Source organism: Phaeodactylibacter xiamenensis (assembly GCF_965229835.1).
GTDB classification, from domain to species: domain Bacteria; phylum Bacteroidota; class Bacteroidia; order Chitinophagales; family Saprospiraceae; genus Phaeodactylibacter; species Phaeodactylibacter xiamenensis.
This window is the reverse complement of record NZ_OZ245931.1, coordinates 2,050,108-2,067,005: the sequence shown is the minus strand read 5'-3', so window position 1 is coordinate 2,067,005 and position 16,898 is coordinate 2,050,108. Positions and strand designations below refer to the sequence as shown.

Below are 16,898 nucleotides of genomic sequence, written 5' to 3'. Positions count from 1 at the left end.
TTATTTTGCTAAAAATTACCCTATGCCACTAAGAATACTCCTGATTTTATTGGTCCTCAGCAGCGCTTCCTTGCTGCCTGCACAGGAGGAGTCTTTCAATAAGCGCTATTACTTTGGTTATGCTGCGGCCATTATCAATGGGGTCTACCCTACAGACAGCTGCATTTACATCACGGGGCTGGCCGCTGATACTATACCGCCCTTTTATCCTTCAGGCTTATTTTTTGCTAAGCTGGACCTGAATGGGGAAGTCGAACATACAGCTTTTGCCCATCCGGAAGGGCAGATTATTACAAATTGGGGAGGAGGTTTAAAGCCATATGGAGATGGCTTCCTCACTAGTGCAATGAAGCGGGATACTGGTGCGAGGGCTTCATTGCTTTTCCTGGATTCGATGGGGTATATTGACCATACGATTGAACTTCACAGTTTTTTCCCACCTCACGAGCAGTCCTTCCTGACTACTTACGAGCCCATCGTCGGGCCAAATGGCATGATATTGCTGCCCACCCGCGACCGGAACGCTCAGGGTATTAACAATACAGAAACTGTACTGCAGTTATTTAGTGCAAGCGGTGAACTACTGTGGCGGAAAAACTTTGGTATCTTTGATTTTTGGGACGCGCCAGAGAGCGTACAATCTGTTGGGGATCATTTCATTATAGGCGGCTCCCGGACCAACTCCAATCGTGTTAGAAAGAACTATACTGGCCAACACCACATCTACGCCATCGACACCCTCGGCAACGTCCAATGGAGCTACCTCAGCCCCATAGACCAACTGCTGAGCAAAGGCGTTTCAATATACGCGGAGCCGGATGGCAGCGTCATTGCCGCTGGCTTTAAAGGCGAAGAGTTCTCCGTAAATGCGGTTTCGGGGGCGATCAACTGGAGCCCGGCCTACATCTACAAGCTCAACCCGCAGCATCAGTTGGAGTGGGAAGTGGAGTTTCATGAGCCTTACCCGACAATGGGCTACAGTGACCTCAATAAGGTTCTAGCCCCGACAGATGGAAGCGGGTATGTAATAGGCGGGCATATTTCGATATTAGAGGAGGGGGAAGCAGATGTCGTTGGTTGGCTCGCCAAAGTGTCCCTAGCTGGAGAAAAGCTTTGGAACCGCAAAATAAGATATCTGGAAGTCCCTGATGTACTTGAGACGCACGAGATATTCGACCTAAAAGAAATGCCCGGCGGCGGCTACCTCATGGGCGGGCAGACCATATACGGCAATGAGCCTACCGGGCCCATACAGCGCGGCTGGCTGCTGCGGCTGGATGAAGAAGGCTGCCTTGTGCCCGGCTGCCACCTGGTCAGTACGGAGGAGGAGGCTGCCCCGGCCCTGTCGCTCCACCTCTATCCCAACCCGGCGCAGGAGTACCTCTATGTGCTGCTGCGGGATGCGGGCATTGCCCGCCGCCGGGGCGCTGCCCTGCAATTGCTGGACCTGCAGGGGCGCATCTTGCAGTCGCACCCCGCCGGCCGCATCGATGAGGTGACCAGCATACTGCCGGTTCGGGGCCTACCTGCCGGTGCCTACGTCCTCCGCTATGTGGCGGACGGGCAGGTTTTGGCGGCGGAGCGGGTGGTGGTGCGGTGAAGTATCCCCCGGCGCACTCTCCGTCCGACGTAGTTTAAACGTAGTCGAGCCCTTCGCCGGGGGTGCTATTGCCTGGCAAAGGCAATCAGTTGCAAGGTACTTACTTTGTGCGCTGCCCGAGCTCTTCAAAGCCTTGCTGGTGTAGAGCTTGCGCCAGGTACTACCGATGGGCTCTGCTCCAGCTTCTTCACAAGAACCTATCGGATCCCGGGAGAAACCGGCCCCCCCGAAAGGGGCAACGCCGCTGCTGCTGGTGCGGTGATGAAAACTACACCTGATGAGTTGGTCGTACGATTGGTTTACAGAATCTATATTTTTATACCATAATGTAAGGAAATGAAAAAGTATATCATCACCCTCTTTTGCGCAACCCTCTTCTTCTCCCCCGCCCACAGCCAATGGGAAGTCAAATACGTGGATACTGATTTCCCGGGTAGCCTCCACGTCATTAAAGCCATCAATGACTCCACGCTCTTTGCTATGGGGGACTCGTCGGCTTGCTTCCGGTCTTTTGATGCCGGGGAGTCCTGGGAGGGATTTGACACCGGCCTGGATATGGATTTTCTGGATATTGAGCGGCTTGGGGATTCGGTGCTCCTTGCTGTGGGAAGGGAGCAGATGGTAAGGTCCACAGACCTTGGAGAGTCATGGTCTGTGGTGTACTCCGATGAAGCCGAAGCGTTTCATGCCATAGCCGCCGTTAGCGACGCTGTCGTTCTGGTCGCGGGCTATGCCGGTATTTACAAATCCCCAGATCAGGGGCAATCCTGGCAAACGGCATGGTCTTTGGAAGGGGCGGGCTACGAAACAGGAGAAATCAGCAGTTTACACTTTGCGGATCAGCAGGTGGGGCTGGCAGCAGGTTATGGATATGCGGAGGACATCCCCGGAGGTTTGGACCGCTTCATTTTGAGAACTACGGATCAGGGGACATCCTGGGTGGCGGGTACCGACCTGGGGGCTGATTTTCTGTTTGCACCCGGCTTGGATTTTACCGACACCCAAACGGGATACCTCCATCTGGACAATGGGCAGTTGTTCAAGACTACAGATCAGGGCATAAGCTGGGACCTGCAGGGCGGAAATTATGGTGATGTTACGGATTTGAATTTTATTTCCCCGGACCGGGCTTTTTCAACCTGTGCGCACCTGGTATTTACAGGCAACTCCGGGCCTGAAGGCACTATTTTGAGTACTGCAGATCAGGGCGTGAGCTGGGAGGTCTTACCTACTCCGGGCATTCCCTTGTTTGATGTTGATTTTCAAAACGATTCGACCGGGTTTGTCGTGGGCAAATATGCCCTGATCATGAAGTACAATGCCGATATTGAAGGCATAGCTGGCGCGTACCCGGACTTTCCTTCCTCCAGTTCTCATCCGGAGGCCAGGGGCTTTAGTATTGAGGTCCTGCAAAACCCGTTTCAGGATTTCATTCAGTTGAGTACGGAGCAGGAAGGCACCCCTGATATCCAGATTGCGCTATTTGATGCGACCGGGCGCAAAGTCATGGCGCAGCAGATGAGCGTGAGGGCCTTGCAAATCCCCGCTGCGCACTTGCCGAAAGGGCCGTATTTCCTGTATGCCCGGAGTGCCGATGGGGCTAAGGTGGTGCCGTTGATCAAAATGTGAGATTAAGATTAAGGAGGGCGTTTAAGCGCCTTTTAATGGAGCTTTAGGTGGAGTAGGTTTCTAAGGGTAAAATATTTATCAGGTCACACCGAACAATAGTCCGTGGGGAAAATGACGCATAGGCATAAAAAAGGGGAAAGTTGTAATTTGGGAGTTCCTACACACTCAAACCAACTTTGCCCCTATGAGCGTCAAAGCACTCACGGAACAAATATTACGAAAAATTTCTACAAATAACCGTTGGCAATACCGATTTATGCTGCACTTGTTTCCATTATGGCTAGCCGTGCGAGGCCGGTACAACTTCACTAACCTTTCACGCTGGGGCGAATACGGGGAAGATACCTACCGGCAGAACTTCGCCCGCCCCTTTAGCTGGCTGGAGTTCAATGCTGAGCTGGCTTCGCAACAGCTTGGGCAGCACTTGGCTATTGCTTTTGACCCTTGCTTTGTACCAAAGAGCGGCAAGCATACAGCGGGTATAGGCTACTTCTACTCTGGCTGCGCCGGCCGCGAGCTGCGCGGCCTGGAGTTTTCGGGTATAGCTGCTGTGGACCTGGCGGACAAAGCAGCCCTCCATCTCGAAGCCGTCCAGACAGTAGGCCTGAAAGAGGGGGAATCGCAGCTTGCTTTCTATGCCCGTATCCTTTGTGAGCGCAAAGAAGCCCTGTTGAGGCTTTCCAAGTATGTCACTGCGGATGCCTATTTCGCCAGGGAGCCTTTCGTGGATACGCTGCTTGGCGAAGGTTTCCAACTGATCACCCGCCTGCGCAAGGATGCAAGGCTGCGCTACCTTTATAATGGGCCAAGGCTGAAAAGAAGAAGGGGGCGCCCTAAAACATATGACGGCCGGATCAATCCTTATGCCCTTCGCGAAGACCATTTCACGCCATGCGCACAAGCAGAAGACGGTTCGTGGGTTGCTTACCAGGCCACTGTAAATGTACAGTCTTGGAAGCGCAACGCTAAAGTTGTCATCGTACATCACTTGGACGATCAGGGGCAAGTAAAATCCGCGAAGATTTATGCCTGCACCGATACGGGCATGGATGGCGCAGAGGTACTGCACGCTTATCAGTGCCGCTTTCAGATTGAGTTCCTGTACAGGGATGGCAAGCAACATGCAGGGCTGGCCCACTGCCAGGCACGCAGTCCGCAAAAGCTGCACTTCCATATCAACACGGCCCTCACAGCCGTATCGCTTGCTAAAGCAGCATACTACCTCAGCGCCCCGCCGCAGGAACGCAAAGCGTTTTCTATGGCAGACGTTAAAACCCAGTATGCCAACGATTTATTGCTGGACCGATTTATTGCCACGTTCGGCATCGGCGCACAGCTTTCAAAAATTAATTCCATCCGCGAGCGCTTCAGGGCTATCGGCAAAATTGCCGCCTGATTTGCCACGGACTATTGACCGAATGATTTGATGTTTTTTACGCTTAGGGGCTCTTCCGTGTCTGGTCTTTAATAATCAGTCGTTTACAGATAAATTTAGTAGCGTGATTCTTGTTCGATCCGTTTCCCTGTTAGAGCGGTGTAAAGTTCTTTTAGGGGCTGTATGTGGGTAATCTTCAATCTGCAAACGTCACTCCCTGCGCCGTAGGTGCAGAATGTGTCTCTTTACAAAGGCTTTAAGCCAAGCCCGATCCGCAAGTGGAAGTTTCGAAGGCGTATCGTCTTAACGAGGTCGGTAGCTTACATTCCGCACCTAACGGCGCGGAACCAGTTCAGTGCTTTAGGGTTACCAATATTTTGCCCCTGACGGGGCAAGGGCTCTGCATCGTTCAGCTCCAGAAAAGCCCCATTTACCAGTTGCCAATTTTTCCTGTACTTTTGCGCCATATTCAATCGAGTTATGGCAGTACCTGAGATCGTTTTCCACGTTGGCCTGGGCAAGGTCGCTTCCACTTATTTGCAGCACCGCTTTTTCCCGAAGCTGCAAAAAATCCACTATATCCCCACTAACCGTTACCGGCAGGTGCCGGACATCATCAAAAAGGGGAAGTACGGGCGGTACTTCGTCTCCCGGGAGTTTGATCAGCAAATGGAGCGGGAGGTCAGCTGGTTTGCATCCTACTATCCGGAGGTAAAGCCTATTATTATTTTCCGGCGGCACGATGGCTGGGCGGCTTCTCAGTACCGGCGTTATGTGAAGAACGGCGGGCACCTGCCCTTTACCGGTTTTTTGGATGTGGAAGGGGACACAGGCCTGTGGAAGGTCAATGATTTCATTTTTTACAACCACATTGAGCAGCTCGAAAAGCACTTTACCCATAAGCCGCTTGTGCTGTTTTATGAAGAGCTTCGTACGACCCCCTGGGCGTTCTTCGATAAGATTGCGGCCTACGCTGATGCAGCATACGATCAAAAAGATATTTCTCTGGCCAAGGTGCACACTTCCTACAAGGAGAAGGAGCTGAAGGTCATGCGTAAGATGGGCAAATACATTTTTGGAGAAGAGCTGACTCCTACCAACTCAAGATCCCTCAGTGGATGGCTGCACCGCCGCGGGCAGATGCTGGCCAGCTATGCAGTGCTCTACCCCTCCAAGCTCTTGCCTAAACGCTTTGTTGACCCTGCCCCGCTCATCCCACCGAAGGAACTGGAAAAGGTGCGCGACTTTTTTGCGGAGGATTGGGCTAAGGTCAAGGCTTATGCAGAGAAATCCGCTACGGTGTAGCACGTTACAGGTGTCGCAGCCCGGACGTCGGGCCCATTTTATGAAAGCTAAAAATGAGGCTTCGACGTTAAAGGCACAGATCAAAACGATAGAACCATGAAGTATTTCCTTACCCCGGTATTGTTGCTGTTTGTGGTGTATGTGGCCTTTGCCCAACCTGAGCAGGGGCAGTCCATCATACAAACCTATACCCCTTCCCGCCTTTTGCCGAAGGGGAGCTGGGAAGCCAAGCTTTTCAATAATTTATACACGGAAACCCGCGGCGCTAATGAGAATGGGGAGGTGAGTGACCGCCCCCGTGCGACCTTCCTGACCAATATCCTGGAGGGCTTCGTGGGAGTGTCGCCCAATGCGCGGGTCAATGCTGGTGTGATTGTCAATTTCCGGTCCTCCCTCATCTCTTCCGCAGAAATGGAGCACCCGGCCCTTGATGCGCTGCGGTACGCCAATAATGAGGAGTTTGCGAGAAGCGGAGTGTCCTATGTTGCTCCTTCTGTGCGGTTCACGCCCTTTAGGAGCCTGCCGCGCCTGTCCTTTCAGTCCTCACTAATGCTGCCTGTGTTTGAGGAGGAGTCTGTTAATGGGGTGTTTTTTGCAGAACGCAGTACCATTTGGGCCAACAAAGTCTACTACGACCACTCCTTTGCGAATGGAGACTGGCAGTTGTTTACGGAGCTGAGTTTTGATTACCTGTTCGGGCCGGATGAAGAGAGCTATGCCAACGACAGCGGCTTTATGCCTGTATCTGTATTTTTAAGCTACTTTCCCAGTTCCAACCTTACCTTTTATGTCAATGCGCAGCATGCCCGGCGAATTGACCTGGGCAACAACTTCAGTCAGCACTTTACGCTGGCCGGGGCGGGCGCGAAGTATCAGCTCACGGATGCCCTGAATCTGGAGATTTCGCATGCACAGTTCCTGTTTGGAAATAGCTCGGGCCTGGGCGCAACCTATAATATCGGCTTCCGTTATGTAAATTTATGATGCGGCTGATTTTTTCTCTTTCATTATTCCTGTTGAGCCTGCCTGCCCTGCGTGCGCAAGGCATGGTTTTGCAATCCGTGGAAACAGAAGGGCTAAAGCGTACCCATCCCGGGTTTTTCTACGGCATTGCCGGGGCCTCGCCCGGAGATACGGTCACCTGGGAAGCCCTGGAGGAAATGCGGCGATGGCTGGTATTGCAACCGGCTTTCAACGCTGTGGCCTACCACCTGGATACCACGGACAGCGGGCTTCACCTGCGTTGGGAGACCGATGAAGCCAAAACGGTGCTGCCTTACGCAGGGTTGTGGTCTTCCAATGACATCACCACGGTCATTGGCGGGCTTTCTGAGTTCAATTTCCTGGGGCGGGGCATTAGTGTGGGGGCTTACTATCAGTACAACCTTCGGCATAGCCTTGGGCTGTTCTACCGGCACCCGTTTTTGGTGGGGAAGTTGGGGGCGGAAGTGTCCTATACGCTTTGGAATTCCTATGAGCCGCTTTATAAAGGGCCCGCTACGGCCTGGTACGACTATTCTAACTCCAGCCTGAATGCGACTGCCTTTTTTACGCCTACCCGGCGGCAGGAGTATCAGGTGGGCATCAGCCTCTTTCAGGAAGGTTATCGGTTGGGTACGGTAGCGGAGGAAGACCGCCCGCTCTTTCCGCGTGAACTGGATATTGGAAAACTCGGTATCCGGGCCAACCACTTCTACCGGGGAGCCGTGCCCCACTATTTCTACTGGTCAGGCCTGTCGGTGGATACCTACTCGCAAGTGGTGCTTGATGAACTGGGCTCCGAGCCGTTCTACATCATCCGGCAAGCCTGGAAGTACTACCGGCGCACTGGAAAGCGTGGGAATTGGGCGCTGCGCTTCATCTGGGGGCTGAGCACCAATGTCAATACGCCCTTTGCCCCCTTCGCACTGGATAATCACATCTCTATACGCGGCGTTGGCGATCGCATCGACCGGGGCACCGGTATGCTGACCCTTAACACAGAGTACCGGTATACCCTTCTGGAAAACAGGCAAATCGGCCTGCAGGCAGTGGGCTTTGTGGATGCCGGAAGCTGGCGCCTGCCCGGTGGTACTTTTAGTGATTTTGCCGACCCGGAAATCATACGGCTGCACGGTGGGGTAGGAGGGCGGTTCATCCTAAAGCAGTTTTACAACACTGTCTTTTCCGCAGACTACGGGCACTCCCTGCTGGGCACCGGGGTGGGAGGGTTTGTGCTGGGGCTGGGGCAGTATTTTTGAATTAGCCCATAACATTTACGGACGGGGTGAGCGCAGTTTGCATCAGGTTTTTCATATCGCAGATTTTTCGTAAAATTAAAGCCTGAATCTAAAAGCTTAACCTTTGGCGCATCAAAACGAGCCTTCCAAGAATAGTCCGGAACAGGAAACACCTGCCTGGCTCCTTCGTGTACAGGAGCAAAGCTGGGAACCGGAAATCCTGGTTTCCGGTATTGTGCTGTATGGGCTTTTCCAGTTGCCGGCATTGCTGGAGCAACTGCAACACTTTCTTAGCCATTTTTCTTTTGAGGTTTTTTCCAGTGGTACGGCCGATGAGAGCATAATTGCCGTGCTCAAGGTCGCTAACGTATGGCTCATCGGAGGTTTTATGGTACACCTGCTACTGCGCAGTATCTGGGTGGCTCTGGTGGGGTTGAGCTATGTATACAAAAATGGCGTGGATGTTTCCAGACTGAAAATGGGCGAATCTTACAATCGTTTGATTTTCAAAGATGCACAGTATACCCGAAATATAGTTCGTCTGGAAGAGATTTGCAGTACCACTTTTGCAGTCAGTTTTTTGCTGTTTATGCTGCTCCTTGGAGGATGTTTTTTTCTCGGTGTAGTAGTGGCTCTACTCGCAGCTTGGTTGTACTTTTTCCCGGATCGGGCAGAGCAGCTAACTACGCTAGACCCTATACTCGGCATCATTGGGGGGATTTACGTACTTGATTTTTTAACCCTGGGGCTGTTGAAGCGTATTCCTTATTTCTCAAAGTTTTATATGCCTATCTACCGGGTCATGAGCTGGCTGACACTCTCTCCTTTGTACCGGAAAATCTACTACGGACTTGTAAGTAACCACGCAAAATGGAAGTCGGTACTGGCTATTCTGATTTTTATGAGTGTTACGGTATTGCTGTACAGTGGGTTCCGATTGAAAAACAATCCGGCTGATGCGCTTACCTTGCGCCTCCCGGATACTGCAGAGCAGCTGATGTATCCGGGCCACTACGCGAATTGGGCGGGTGATAAGCCCTCAGGTTTGATACAGATTCCTTCTGATGTGATCGAGAGCAATGTCCTAAGCGTGTTCGTGGTCCACAAGTCGAGCTACGAAGACCGGTACATCAAACCTTTATGCAACTACAGTGCCCGGCAGGATTCCGTAGATCAGGACAGCCTGGTGATGGATTGCCTCTCCCGCTTTTATAACCTACAGCTTGATGGTGAGCCTGTAGAAGCTGAGTATCTGTTTACACGAAAGCAGGAGCCACTTCAGGTAGGCTTGCAAACGTACCTTGACATTAGTCATTTAGAAAAAGGGCTGCATTACCTTGAGCTATCCTTCCAATTCCAGCGGGAAGATGGATCGGTCCGGCCACAGCAGGTGGCCAAAGTGGAGTTTTATAAAACACAGCATGCAGAGCGGGTTCCTGTATTCACTCCGGAAATGGGGGAATAGCTATCAACGAAGGAATCAAAAGTACTCCATGCCTTATAGGGATACTTAGGTTACTGCCCCACACCAATTCCCAGCCGGAGCCCCAGGGTTAGAGAAGGGCGTAGGCTCCAGCCTTCCCGCTTTGACTCAATACTGATCAGCCACTCCTCAGCCGGGTTGTCGAACCGAAGTATCTGTCCGGAAACATCCTGATACTGAAGGTGCTGCAGTCTTAGGCCCACACCAACAAACAGGTCAATATGCACCTTACTATAAATGCGTTGTGTACCATATTTTAAATGCACAGCCAGTTGCCTTCTGAGGCGGGTGGCCTCGTCAAAGCTGTACTGCTCACCATCGGTAGCTTCATAGGCATCGCCTTCAATACGCAATGGGAAGTGGCTAAGGGCCAGTTCAAGCCCCCAGTAATCGGAAGTATAAAGCCCACCGCTGTTTATCTCCGGGCGGGAGGTAATAAAACGGCGTATTTCCGGACGGATTGCAAGGTAGGAAAACCCTTTTCGATAATTGGAGCCACCCCAAAAAGAAGGAAAGTTGGCGTAGGAAACATCAAGTAGATAGCTATACCGTTCGCTCATATATTGCGTCCCCACTCTAAACCGTGGATAATAATTGACCAGGCTGGTTGGGGTGATATGGACTCCCCACTTTTTAGGGGCAGGCTGGTCTTGCGCACTTAGAACCTGAGCGAAGGTGCAGAAGATCAAAAGGAGCGTCAATCGGGGTTTCATATTGTAAGCGATTTGCGTAGAGGTATAACGTGCGAAGTAGCCAATATGCTGTATCTTCCCCGGAAAAATGGAGGACATAAAGTACATTTTATCTGGTTTACTGGTTGCTCCATTGTTGCCATTGATGGCTATACAGGGGAAACGCATTCGGGCATCGGTGCCAAAGTTGCCTCCTGCAAAAGGCGCTTCAGGTTACATCGGTACCGGTAAAGGACAGGTACTGCGGTTAATCACTATTGGGGAGAGCACGATTGCCGGTATTGGAGTGGAAACCCACGAGGAAGGCTTCAGTGGCACATTAGCCCGTGCTTTGGCCAATCAGTTGGGGAAGCCGGTTGTGTGGAAGGTTTATGCCAGGAGTGGGTATACTGCTAAGCGGGTGACGGAAAAGCTGATCCCGCAAATAGCCGAAACCGATATTGACCTCATCGTCATTGGGCTGGGTGGTAATGATGCTTTTCACCTCAACCCGCCCTGGCGTTGGCGACGCAGTATTCGCGACCTGATTGCTGCCTTACGTGAACGCTTTCCCGAAACGCCCATCGTGTTTACCAATATGCCTCCAATTAAGAGCTTTCCGGCTTTTACCCCGCTGATCAAACGCGTCGTGGGCAGTCATGTCGAACTACTGGGGCGGTCTTTGGATCATGTTACGGAACCGATGCCCAATGTTTTTTACTATGCCCGGGTAATCACCCTGGAGGACTGGCGGGACCGGCTGGGTGTCAGTGCGCCTCCTGCTGACTACTTCAGCGATGGGGTGCACCCTTCGGCACTGACTTATCAGGTTTGGGCGCGGGATGTAGCGGGGTATGTTGGGCGTTTGGGGGTTCTGTAGTTATGCCCCTGAGTTCAGCATGAAGGTAATTCCTTACAACAGCTGTTCGATGAGCTTCGTTAGTTTCTCTTCTTCTACGCTGCTCACAGGAATATCGGTGAGTAAGTCCTCCAGGATATGCTTTTTCAGGGCAGTGGCATCTTTCTGCGTTTTAACAGACAGGAAAGTGGTGACGACTGGCAGGTCCAGCTCTGTGAAATCGGATAGCTCTTCCTTGCTCAATTTTGGAAAACGGATCGCCGCCTTGAGCAGATTGAAAACGCGATTTTTGTAAATGCCTTTGTCCAGGCCCTTTTCCAAGCCCTTTTCCAAGCCTTTCTCCAGACCTTCTTTTCGGCCCATTTCCAGTAATTGCTCTAATGTGCTCATCACATTCGGTTTTGTCTTGAATTCGGTATTTTCCAATTGCTTCAGAAATTGTCTGGGTGATCGCTCTGCCACGCCTAGGATATATGTAATAACGGATAATACCTGATCGCTGTTTTTTGCTCCTTCAAAGATAACCTCAATATGTTCAAAGATCAAGTCTTGCCTATGCCGCAGCGCCATCGATAGCATCGTGGAGCGGAAGTAGCTGAGCCCCAGCTTCAGCAGCTCCTCCGGTGGCAGGCGGTGCGCATCTTCGATTAGGAAACGGAAATCTGGCATATAGGGCTGTAGCACTTCATAGGCGGGGTGGGATTTAAAGAGCTCATGCACGGTCTTTGGCTGCCAAGCCGCCTTCCCATTGTAAAACAGCAAGGGCAACACGGGCTCCAATGGCTGGTTTTTAGCCTTCGCTTGCTCGCGCAGGAGCAGGAAAATATAAAGCCCGATTTGCACTGCCACATACTCATCTGGCTCTGATTTATGCTCGAAAAGAAGGCAAAAATGAAAATGCTGCTCCTGTTCACCTTTCAGCCGGCATCGGAAGACAACATCCGCGCTAAACAGCTTCAGGTTAGGGCGCAGTGCCTGTGCATTTTGCTGTTGCAGCGTGCTGAGGTCCGCAATGGCTGCGATCTTTGGATAAAAATATTGCAGGTAGCTTCTGGCAACCTCCGGGTCACTCATAGCCGATTTGAAAAAGCGGTCGTCTGGTTGATGTATTTGATAGTTTTGGGGCATGATACAGAGATGAATGCCCTGCCAAAATAAATATAAAGTTTTAAAAATGAAATAAAAAACACGATAGTTTTTATAATTCGTCTGTTAATCCTGCGGCAGGTACACTCGTTTACCCGTTTCAGCAGATTGCACAGCCGCCTGCAAAATTTCTACGACGATCATATTATTTTCCAGAGAAGACAAGCTCATTTCGTCATAAGGTATGGTTTTCCGAACCAGGGCTGCTAGAAGTGCAAAAGGGTCATCATAGGGCGCCGGCCGGGCTGTTGCCGTTTGGGGCTCAAAGGTGGCGCTTTCCGGTAGCCGGACTTTCAAACGGGTGGCATCGAGTGCAAAGGCGGCACCGGATTTTCCGTAGACTTCCATGTCTTTACGGCTGTAGGGCCAGTTCCAGGAAGCCTGAATGATGGCCTGGGCTTCGGGGTAGGCGAGCACAATGGTCGCTTCGTCGTCCACTTTGGGGTACAGGTGGGGCTTGATTTGCTGGGTGACCGCAAAAACGGACGTTGGGCGTTCTCCTTTCATCAGCCAGGTTGATAAATTGGCACCGTAGCAGCCAAAATCTATAATGGCGCCGCCACCGTTCCACTTCGGGTCGCAGAGCCAGTCGGTGAACTCTGGGTTGCAGCCAATCTCAATCGGCCCTTCATGCCCGTCGTGGATTACCATTTTACGGATGGGGCCCAGAACGCCTTCATCCGCGAGCGACTTGACTTTATGATTAGAGCCATACCAGGTGGTTTCATAATTGGTCAGCAGTAAAATATTATGTTCCTGTGCCAGGGATACCATCTTCCGCGCATGCTCCAGATTCACGGCCAGCGGCTTTTCCACCATAACGTGAATGCCTCTTGGCGCGCAGGCTTCCACCACCTCCAAATGCCCGTAGATGGTATTGAAAGCGGTAACGGCTTCAGGCTTTGTTGCTTCCAGCATACTTTCCAGATCCGGATAGACCAAGTCCATAGAAAAACCATGCTGTTTGGCATAGCGCTCCGCCAGCTCCCGGTTGGGCTCGGCAATGCCAACGATTTCAATATCCCCGCGTTCTGCCCGCCCGAGTATCCAGTGTACATGGGTATGGACCAGGCCGGCAACTCCTACGCGAACGGGAGGCTTTGGGGAGGGCTGCTGTGCCAGCATGTAGAGTGGTAGTAGCATTAAGGTAAAGGGCAGAGACTTCATAACAGCATTGGTATTGTTTAGGAAAGGCAATGTACAAAGAAGGGCGCGGTTAAAGGAGGGTTGAATAGACTGAAAGGGACGTAATAGCGACTTTCATCGTTGCAGTCCCAACTTCGGCTTGGCCCTTATGGCGATGGGATTGAGTATGTATGTGCAGGGCCTTAATCCGGAATATTACCTGATTATGCTCTGGTCGGTGATTGGTTTGCCGGGCGGCTGGTTGGCCGTATCTTTCTTAAAAAACCTAAGCATCTCTACTGTGCCCTAAAGGGGCAGGGGCTAAAAGTCAGCTATGACCAGGCTTCACCGAACTGCGGTGCCTAATCATTACAGGTCGCTATCATATGCCTCTTTTGGGTAGAATAGCTTGCATTTATGATTGGACACGGTTTTGAAAAGTGGATTTTTCCAGCGTTGCTTGCAGGGCTGCTGGGCTGCAGCCCGGCAAAGGACCAAGGCAAAGAAAGCACTGCACCACCAAATATCATCCTGCTTATGGCTGATGACCTGGGTTGGGGGGATACGGGTTACAATGGGCATCCTGTCTTGCAAACGCCTAATCTGGATAGTATAGCTGCCGAAGGTGTGGCGCTCACCCGCTTCTATGCCGCCGCTCCCGTTTGCTCACCTACCCGTGGCAGTTGCCTGACAGGCCGCCACCCCAATCGCTATGGTATTTTTAGTGCGAACGTTGGCCACCTGCCAGAGGAGGAACTGACGCTGGCAGAGCTGCTCAAAGCACAGGGTTACCTTACCGGGCATTTTGGGAAGTGGCATTTGGGTACGCTTACCCGTGATACGCTTGATGCGAACCGGGGTGGGAAGCCACAGTTTGCCGATGAATATGCGCCACCCTGGCTGCATGGATTTGAAACCTGCTTCTCCACGGAGTCTAAGGTACCCACCTGGGATCCCATGCGTACCCCGGAAAAGGCTGCCGGCGGTGTTGGGAGTCAGGGGCTGGGAAATCATTTTGGCACATTTTACTGGAATGAACAGGGCGAGCGTGTGGAGAACAACCTGAAAGGCGATGACAGCCGTGTCATCATGGACCGGGCTATTGATTTTATCACAGAAGCTGCTGATCAGGAAGAGCCTTTCTTCGCCGTTATTTGGTTTCATGCGCCGCACACGCCGGTGGTTGCCGGGCCGAAGTACCTGGCTCAATACGAAGCGAATGCTGAAAACGAACAACATTATTACGGGTGCATATCGGCTATGGATGAACAAATCGGGCGCCTGAGGTCCACCCTGAAAAACCTCGGTCTGCGCCAGAATACACTCACTTTCTTTACCAGCGATAATGGTCCGGAGAACCGTAAAAGCCGGCCTCGGAGCCTTGGCATTACCAAAGGATTAAGCGAACGAAAGCGTAGCCTGAAGGAAGGTGGCATACGGGTACCTGGCCTGGTCAGTTTCCCTGGAACATTACCCACTGGGCAGACGGTTGACAAGCCTTTTTCCACCAGCGATTACTTACCCACTATTTTGGAACTTACGGGGATTGCCTATCCGGATGACCGCCCCCTGGATGGCAAAAGTATGCTGCCGTGGCTGGCAGGGGAGACCGATAAGCCCGCTCCGCCCCTGTTTTTTGACTATCAGGGGCAGGTGGCCATCATCGATGGGCAGTACAAGTTGTACAAAAGTGAAAAAGATGCTCCATTCGAGTTATACGATTTAACCACAGATCCTGCGGAACTGAAGGATCAGAGTGAAGCTAATCCGAAAATAAAGGCAAAACTGATTGATGCTCACCGATCCTGGAGGGCTTCCGTTAGCCGTAGCCTCAAAGGAACTGATTACTAAAACAGATAACCATGCGAAACATTTACCGGGTAGGAATATTGATAGGCATGCTGGGCACCCTAACCCTGACGGCTCAAAATCAGCCGGAGCGGGAAGCCTGGCTCAGAGATGCGGGGTTTGGCATGTTTATTCACTGGAGCGTGGATGCGCAGTTGGGTACCGTCATCAGTCATTCTCTGGTGGGCGCCTCTGAGGATTACACCCGGCGCTACTTTGAGGAATTGCCCAAAACTTTTGACCCGCAAGATGCCGACCCGGACCGTTGGGCCCGCCTGGCAAAGCTGGCAGGTATGAAGTACATGGTACTGACCGCTAAGCATCATTCCGGATTCTGCCTTTGGCATACGGAGACTACGGACTTTAGTATTGAGCATACGCCCTACCAGCGCGACTTTGTGGCCGAATACGTCAAAGCCTGCCGAAAATACGGGCTGGCAGTTGGGTTGTATTTTTCTCCTGAGGATTTTCATTATTTGCATCAGCAGGGGGAGTTAATTAAGCGCGGGGAAAAAGGTGACCGCCCGGCAGCAGCCAACGAGCGCTATATTGCTTTTGTAAAAGCTCAAATGAAAGAGCTGCTCGCTCAGTATGGGCCCATTGACGTATTGTTTTTTGATGGGAAGAAGAACTTCCTCATTGATGCGCTAAAGCCCTATTGCTGGTCGCTCAAACCGGATGTGCTCATCACTCGCGGGGAAATTGAAACCCCGGAACAGCACCTGCTTGGCGTAGCTTCGGACCGGGTTTGGGAGGCCTGTATGACGATGGGCACGCAGTGGCAATTTAAGCCAACCAATGAATCCTACAAACCGGCCTCGCAGGTCATTCAGCTCCTTGCCGAAACCCGGGCGCAGGGTGGGGCGCTATTGCTCAATATTGGGCCGGATGGCCTTGGGGAGCTCCCGTTCGAGCAGGAACGCAATCTTACAGAACTGGCCGCCTGGTACTTTATCAACCATGAAGCCATTGATGGGGTGGAACCCTGGCCGGTTACGCACGAAGGGGATATTTGGTATACCAAAGCCAGGGATGAGGATGTAGTGTATGCCATTCTGGGCGGGCAAGGGGAGTGGCCGCGGGGCGAACGGAGAGAATTCCTGCTGCACGCGGTAGCGCCTACTGAGAAAACGAAAATTAGCGTACTGGGGCAATCCGATAAATGGGTGGAGTATATGCCCGAAGTGGACGCCACCTCCCGCTTCCGAAAAGCAGAAAAAGGGATAGAAGTTTCCGTTGTCCGGGCACAGCGTATCTACAATAACCACCGCTGGCCGAATCCAGTTGTCATTAAGTTAGAACATGTTAGACCCGCATTTATTCCACCGGCTATTCGCACCCTTCCAGTAGCCGCAGATGGGCATTTACAGGGTGAGTTACTATCACTGGGCGATGAAAAAAGCGTACAGGCAGGTTTTCAGTACCGGCTCAAGCCTAAAGGGCTGAATGATATCACAAAGCATACGGATTGGAAGGAGTTGCCGGCAGGTGAGTTCAGCAAAACGGGAGCTTTTAGCCTGTCCATTCCAGATTGGTCGCCAGGTCGTTATCAAATAAGAGCTTTTGTTAAACACGATTATATCTCTATTGAAGGAGCGGTTGAAGAGCTGCTCATTCCCTAAATTTATTTCAACCCAA

At 51.8% G+C, this 16,898-nt stretch carries 13 protein-coding genes; 10 read left to right on the top strand and 3 right to left on the bottom strand.

Annotated elements, in window-relative coordinates; genetic code table 11:
* The first annotated feature begins 22 nt into the window (after nucleotides 1-22).
* The 7 genes from ACO08I_RS07605 (at nucleotide 23) to ACO08I_RS07575 (ending at nucleotide 9,593) form a co-directional block, all read left to right on the top strand.
* Complete coding sequence (locus ACO08I_RS07605) at nucleotides 23-1,600, top strand: T9SS type A sorting domain-containing protein (RefSeq protein WP_421948967.1); 1,578 nt, start codon at nucleotides 23-25, stop codon at nucleotides 1,598-1,600.
* Between the two features lie 336 nt (nucleotides 1,601-1,936).
* Nucleotides 1,937-3,229: a T9SS type A sorting domain-containing protein gene (locus tag ACO08I_RS07600; protein ID WP_421948966.1), complete on the top strand. Its 1,293-nt coding sequence runs from the start codon at nucleotides 1,937-1,939 to the stop codon at nucleotides 3,227-3,229.
* Between the two features lie 256 nt (nucleotides 3,230-3,485).
* Nucleotides 3,486-4,625, top strand: a complete 1,140-nt coding sequence (locus tag ACO08I_RS07595) for a transposase (protein ID WP_421948965.1) — start codon at nucleotides 3,486-3,488, stop codon at nucleotides 4,623-4,625.
* Nucleotides 4,626-5,084: 459 nt separating this feature from the next.
* Nucleotides 5,085-5,909 (top strand): hypothetical protein, encoded by an 825-nt coding sequence (locus ACO08I_RS07590; protein WP_421948964.1) that lies wholly within the window; start codon nucleotides 5,085-5,087, stop codon nucleotides 5,907-5,909.
* Between the two features lie 96 nt (nucleotides 5,910-6,005).
* The gene (locus tag ACO08I_RS07585) at nucleotides 6,006-6,893 is read left to right on the top strand and encodes a hypothetical protein (RefSeq protein ID WP_421948963.1); all 888 of its coding nucleotides are present in this window, start codon (nucleotides 6,006-6,008) and stop codon (nucleotides 6,891-6,893) included.
* Nucleotides 6,890-8,149, top strand: a complete 1,260-nt coding sequence (locus ACO08I_RS07580; protein WP_044229623.1) for a hypothetical protein — start codon at nucleotides 6,890-6,892, stop codon at nucleotides 8,147-8,149. The genes ACO08I_RS07585 and ACO08I_RS07580 overlap by 4 nt, the downstream gene beginning before the upstream one ends.
* 103 nt (nucleotides 8,150-8,252) lie before the next feature.
* On the top strand, nucleotides 8,253-9,593 hold the full coding sequence (locus ACO08I_RS07575) for a hypothetical protein (protein WP_421948962.1): 1,341 nt from the start codon (nucleotides 8,253-8,255) through the stop codon (nucleotides 9,591-9,593).
* 50 nt (nucleotides 9,594-9,643) lie between these two features.
* Here the strand turns inward: ACO08I_RS07575 and ACO08I_RS07570 are convergent, their stop codons facing one another.
* Nucleotides 9,644-10,402, bottom strand: a complete 759-nt coding sequence (locus ACO08I_RS07570) for a hypothetical protein (RefSeq protein ID WP_152605289.1) — start codon at nucleotides 10,400-10,402, stop codon at nucleotides 9,644-9,646.
* Between ACO08I_RS07570 and ACO08I_RS07565 the strand changes: the two genes are divergently transcribed.
* Nucleotides 10,392-11,162: an SGNH/GDSL hydrolase family protein gene (locus ACO08I_RS07565; protein ID WP_421948961.1), complete on the top strand. Its 771-nt coding sequence runs from the start codon at nucleotides 10,392-10,394 to the stop codon at nucleotides 11,160-11,162. The genes ACO08I_RS07570 and ACO08I_RS07565 overlap by 11 nt on opposite strands.
* Before the next feature lie 33 nt (nucleotides 11,163-11,195).
* Here ACO08I_RS07565 and ACO08I_RS07560 read toward each other — a convergent pair whose 3' ends face one another.
* On the bottom strand, nucleotides 11,196-12,269 hold the full coding sequence (locus ACO08I_RS07560; RefSeq protein WP_421948960.1) for an Rpn family recombination-promoting nuclease/putative transposase: 1,074 nt from the start codon (nucleotides 12,267-12,269) through the stop codon (nucleotides 11,196-11,198).
* A gap of 84 nt (nucleotides 12,270-12,353) precedes the next feature.
* Complete coding sequence (locus ACO08I_RS07555) at nucleotides 12,354-13,454, bottom strand: Gfo/Idh/MocA family protein (protein WP_421948959.1); 1,101 nt, start codon at nucleotides 13,452-13,454, stop codon at nucleotides 12,354-12,356.
* Between the two features lie 375 nt (nucleotides 13,455-13,829).
* On the opposite strand from ACO08I_RS07555, the gene ACO08I_RS07550 reads away from it, so the two are divergent.
* On the top strand, nucleotides 13,830-15,263 hold the full coding sequence (locus ACO08I_RS07550; protein WP_421948958.1) for a sulfatase: 1,434 nt from the start codon (nucleotides 13,830-13,832) through the stop codon (nucleotides 15,261-15,263).
* Nucleotides 15,264-15,274: 11 nt separating this feature from the next.
* On the top strand, nucleotides 15,275-16,882 hold the full coding sequence (locus ACO08I_RS07545) for an alpha-L-fucosidase (RefSeq protein ID WP_421948957.1): 1,608 nt from the start codon (nucleotides 15,275-15,277) through the stop codon (nucleotides 16,880-16,882).
* Nucleotides 16,883-16,898 lie beyond the last annotated feature (16 nt).

Bases quoted from the DNA above. Each gene is read 5' to 3' on its own strand.
- ACO08I_RS07605 (WP_421948967.1), top strand. From the start codon at position 23: ATGCCACTAAGAATACTCCTGATTTTATTGGTCCTCAGCAGCGCTTCC.
- ACO08I_RS07600 (WP_421948966.1), top strand. From the start codon at position 1,937: ATGAAAAAGTATATCATCACCCTCTTTTGCGCAACCCTCTTCTTCTCC.
- ACO08I_RS07595 (WP_421948965.1), top strand. From the start codon at position 3,486: ATGCTGCACTTGTTTCCATTATGGCTAGCCGTGCGAGGCCGGTACAAC.
- ACO08I_RS07590 (WP_421948964.1), top strand. From the start codon at position 5,085: ATGGCAGTACCTGAGATCGTTTTCCACGTTGGCCTGGGCAAGGTCGCT.
- ACO08I_RS07585 (WP_421948963.1), top strand. From the start codon at position 6,006: ATGAAGTATTTCCTTACCCCGGTATTGTTGCTGTTTGTGGTGTATGTG.
- ACO08I_RS07580 (WP_044229623.1), top strand. From the start codon at position 6,890: ATGATGCGGCTGATTTTTTCTCTTTCATTATTCCTGTTGAGCCTGCCT.
- ACO08I_RS07565 (WP_421948961.1), top strand. From the start codon at position 10,392: ATGGAGGACATAAAGTACATTTTATCTGGTTTACTGGTTGCTCCATTG.
- ACO08I_RS07570 (WP_152605289.1), bottom strand. From the start codon at position 10,402: ATGTCCTCCATTTTTCCGGGGAAGATACAGCATATTGGCTACTTCGCA.
- ACO08I_RS07560 (WP_421948960.1), bottom strand. From the start codon at position 12,269: ATGCCCCAAAACTATCAAATACATCAACCAGACGACCGCTTTTTCAAA.
- ACO08I_RS07555 (WP_421948959.1), bottom strand. From the start codon at position 13,454: ATGAAGTCTCTGCCCTTTACCTTAATGCTACTACCACTCTACATGCTG.
- ACO08I_RS07550 (WP_421948958.1), top strand. From the start codon at position 13,830: ATGATTGGACACGGTTTTGAAAAGTGGATTTTTCCAGCGTTGCTTGCA.
- ACO08I_RS07545 (WP_421948957.1), top strand. From the start codon at position 15,275: ATGCGAAACATTTACCGGGTAGGAATATTGATAGGCATGCTGGGCACC.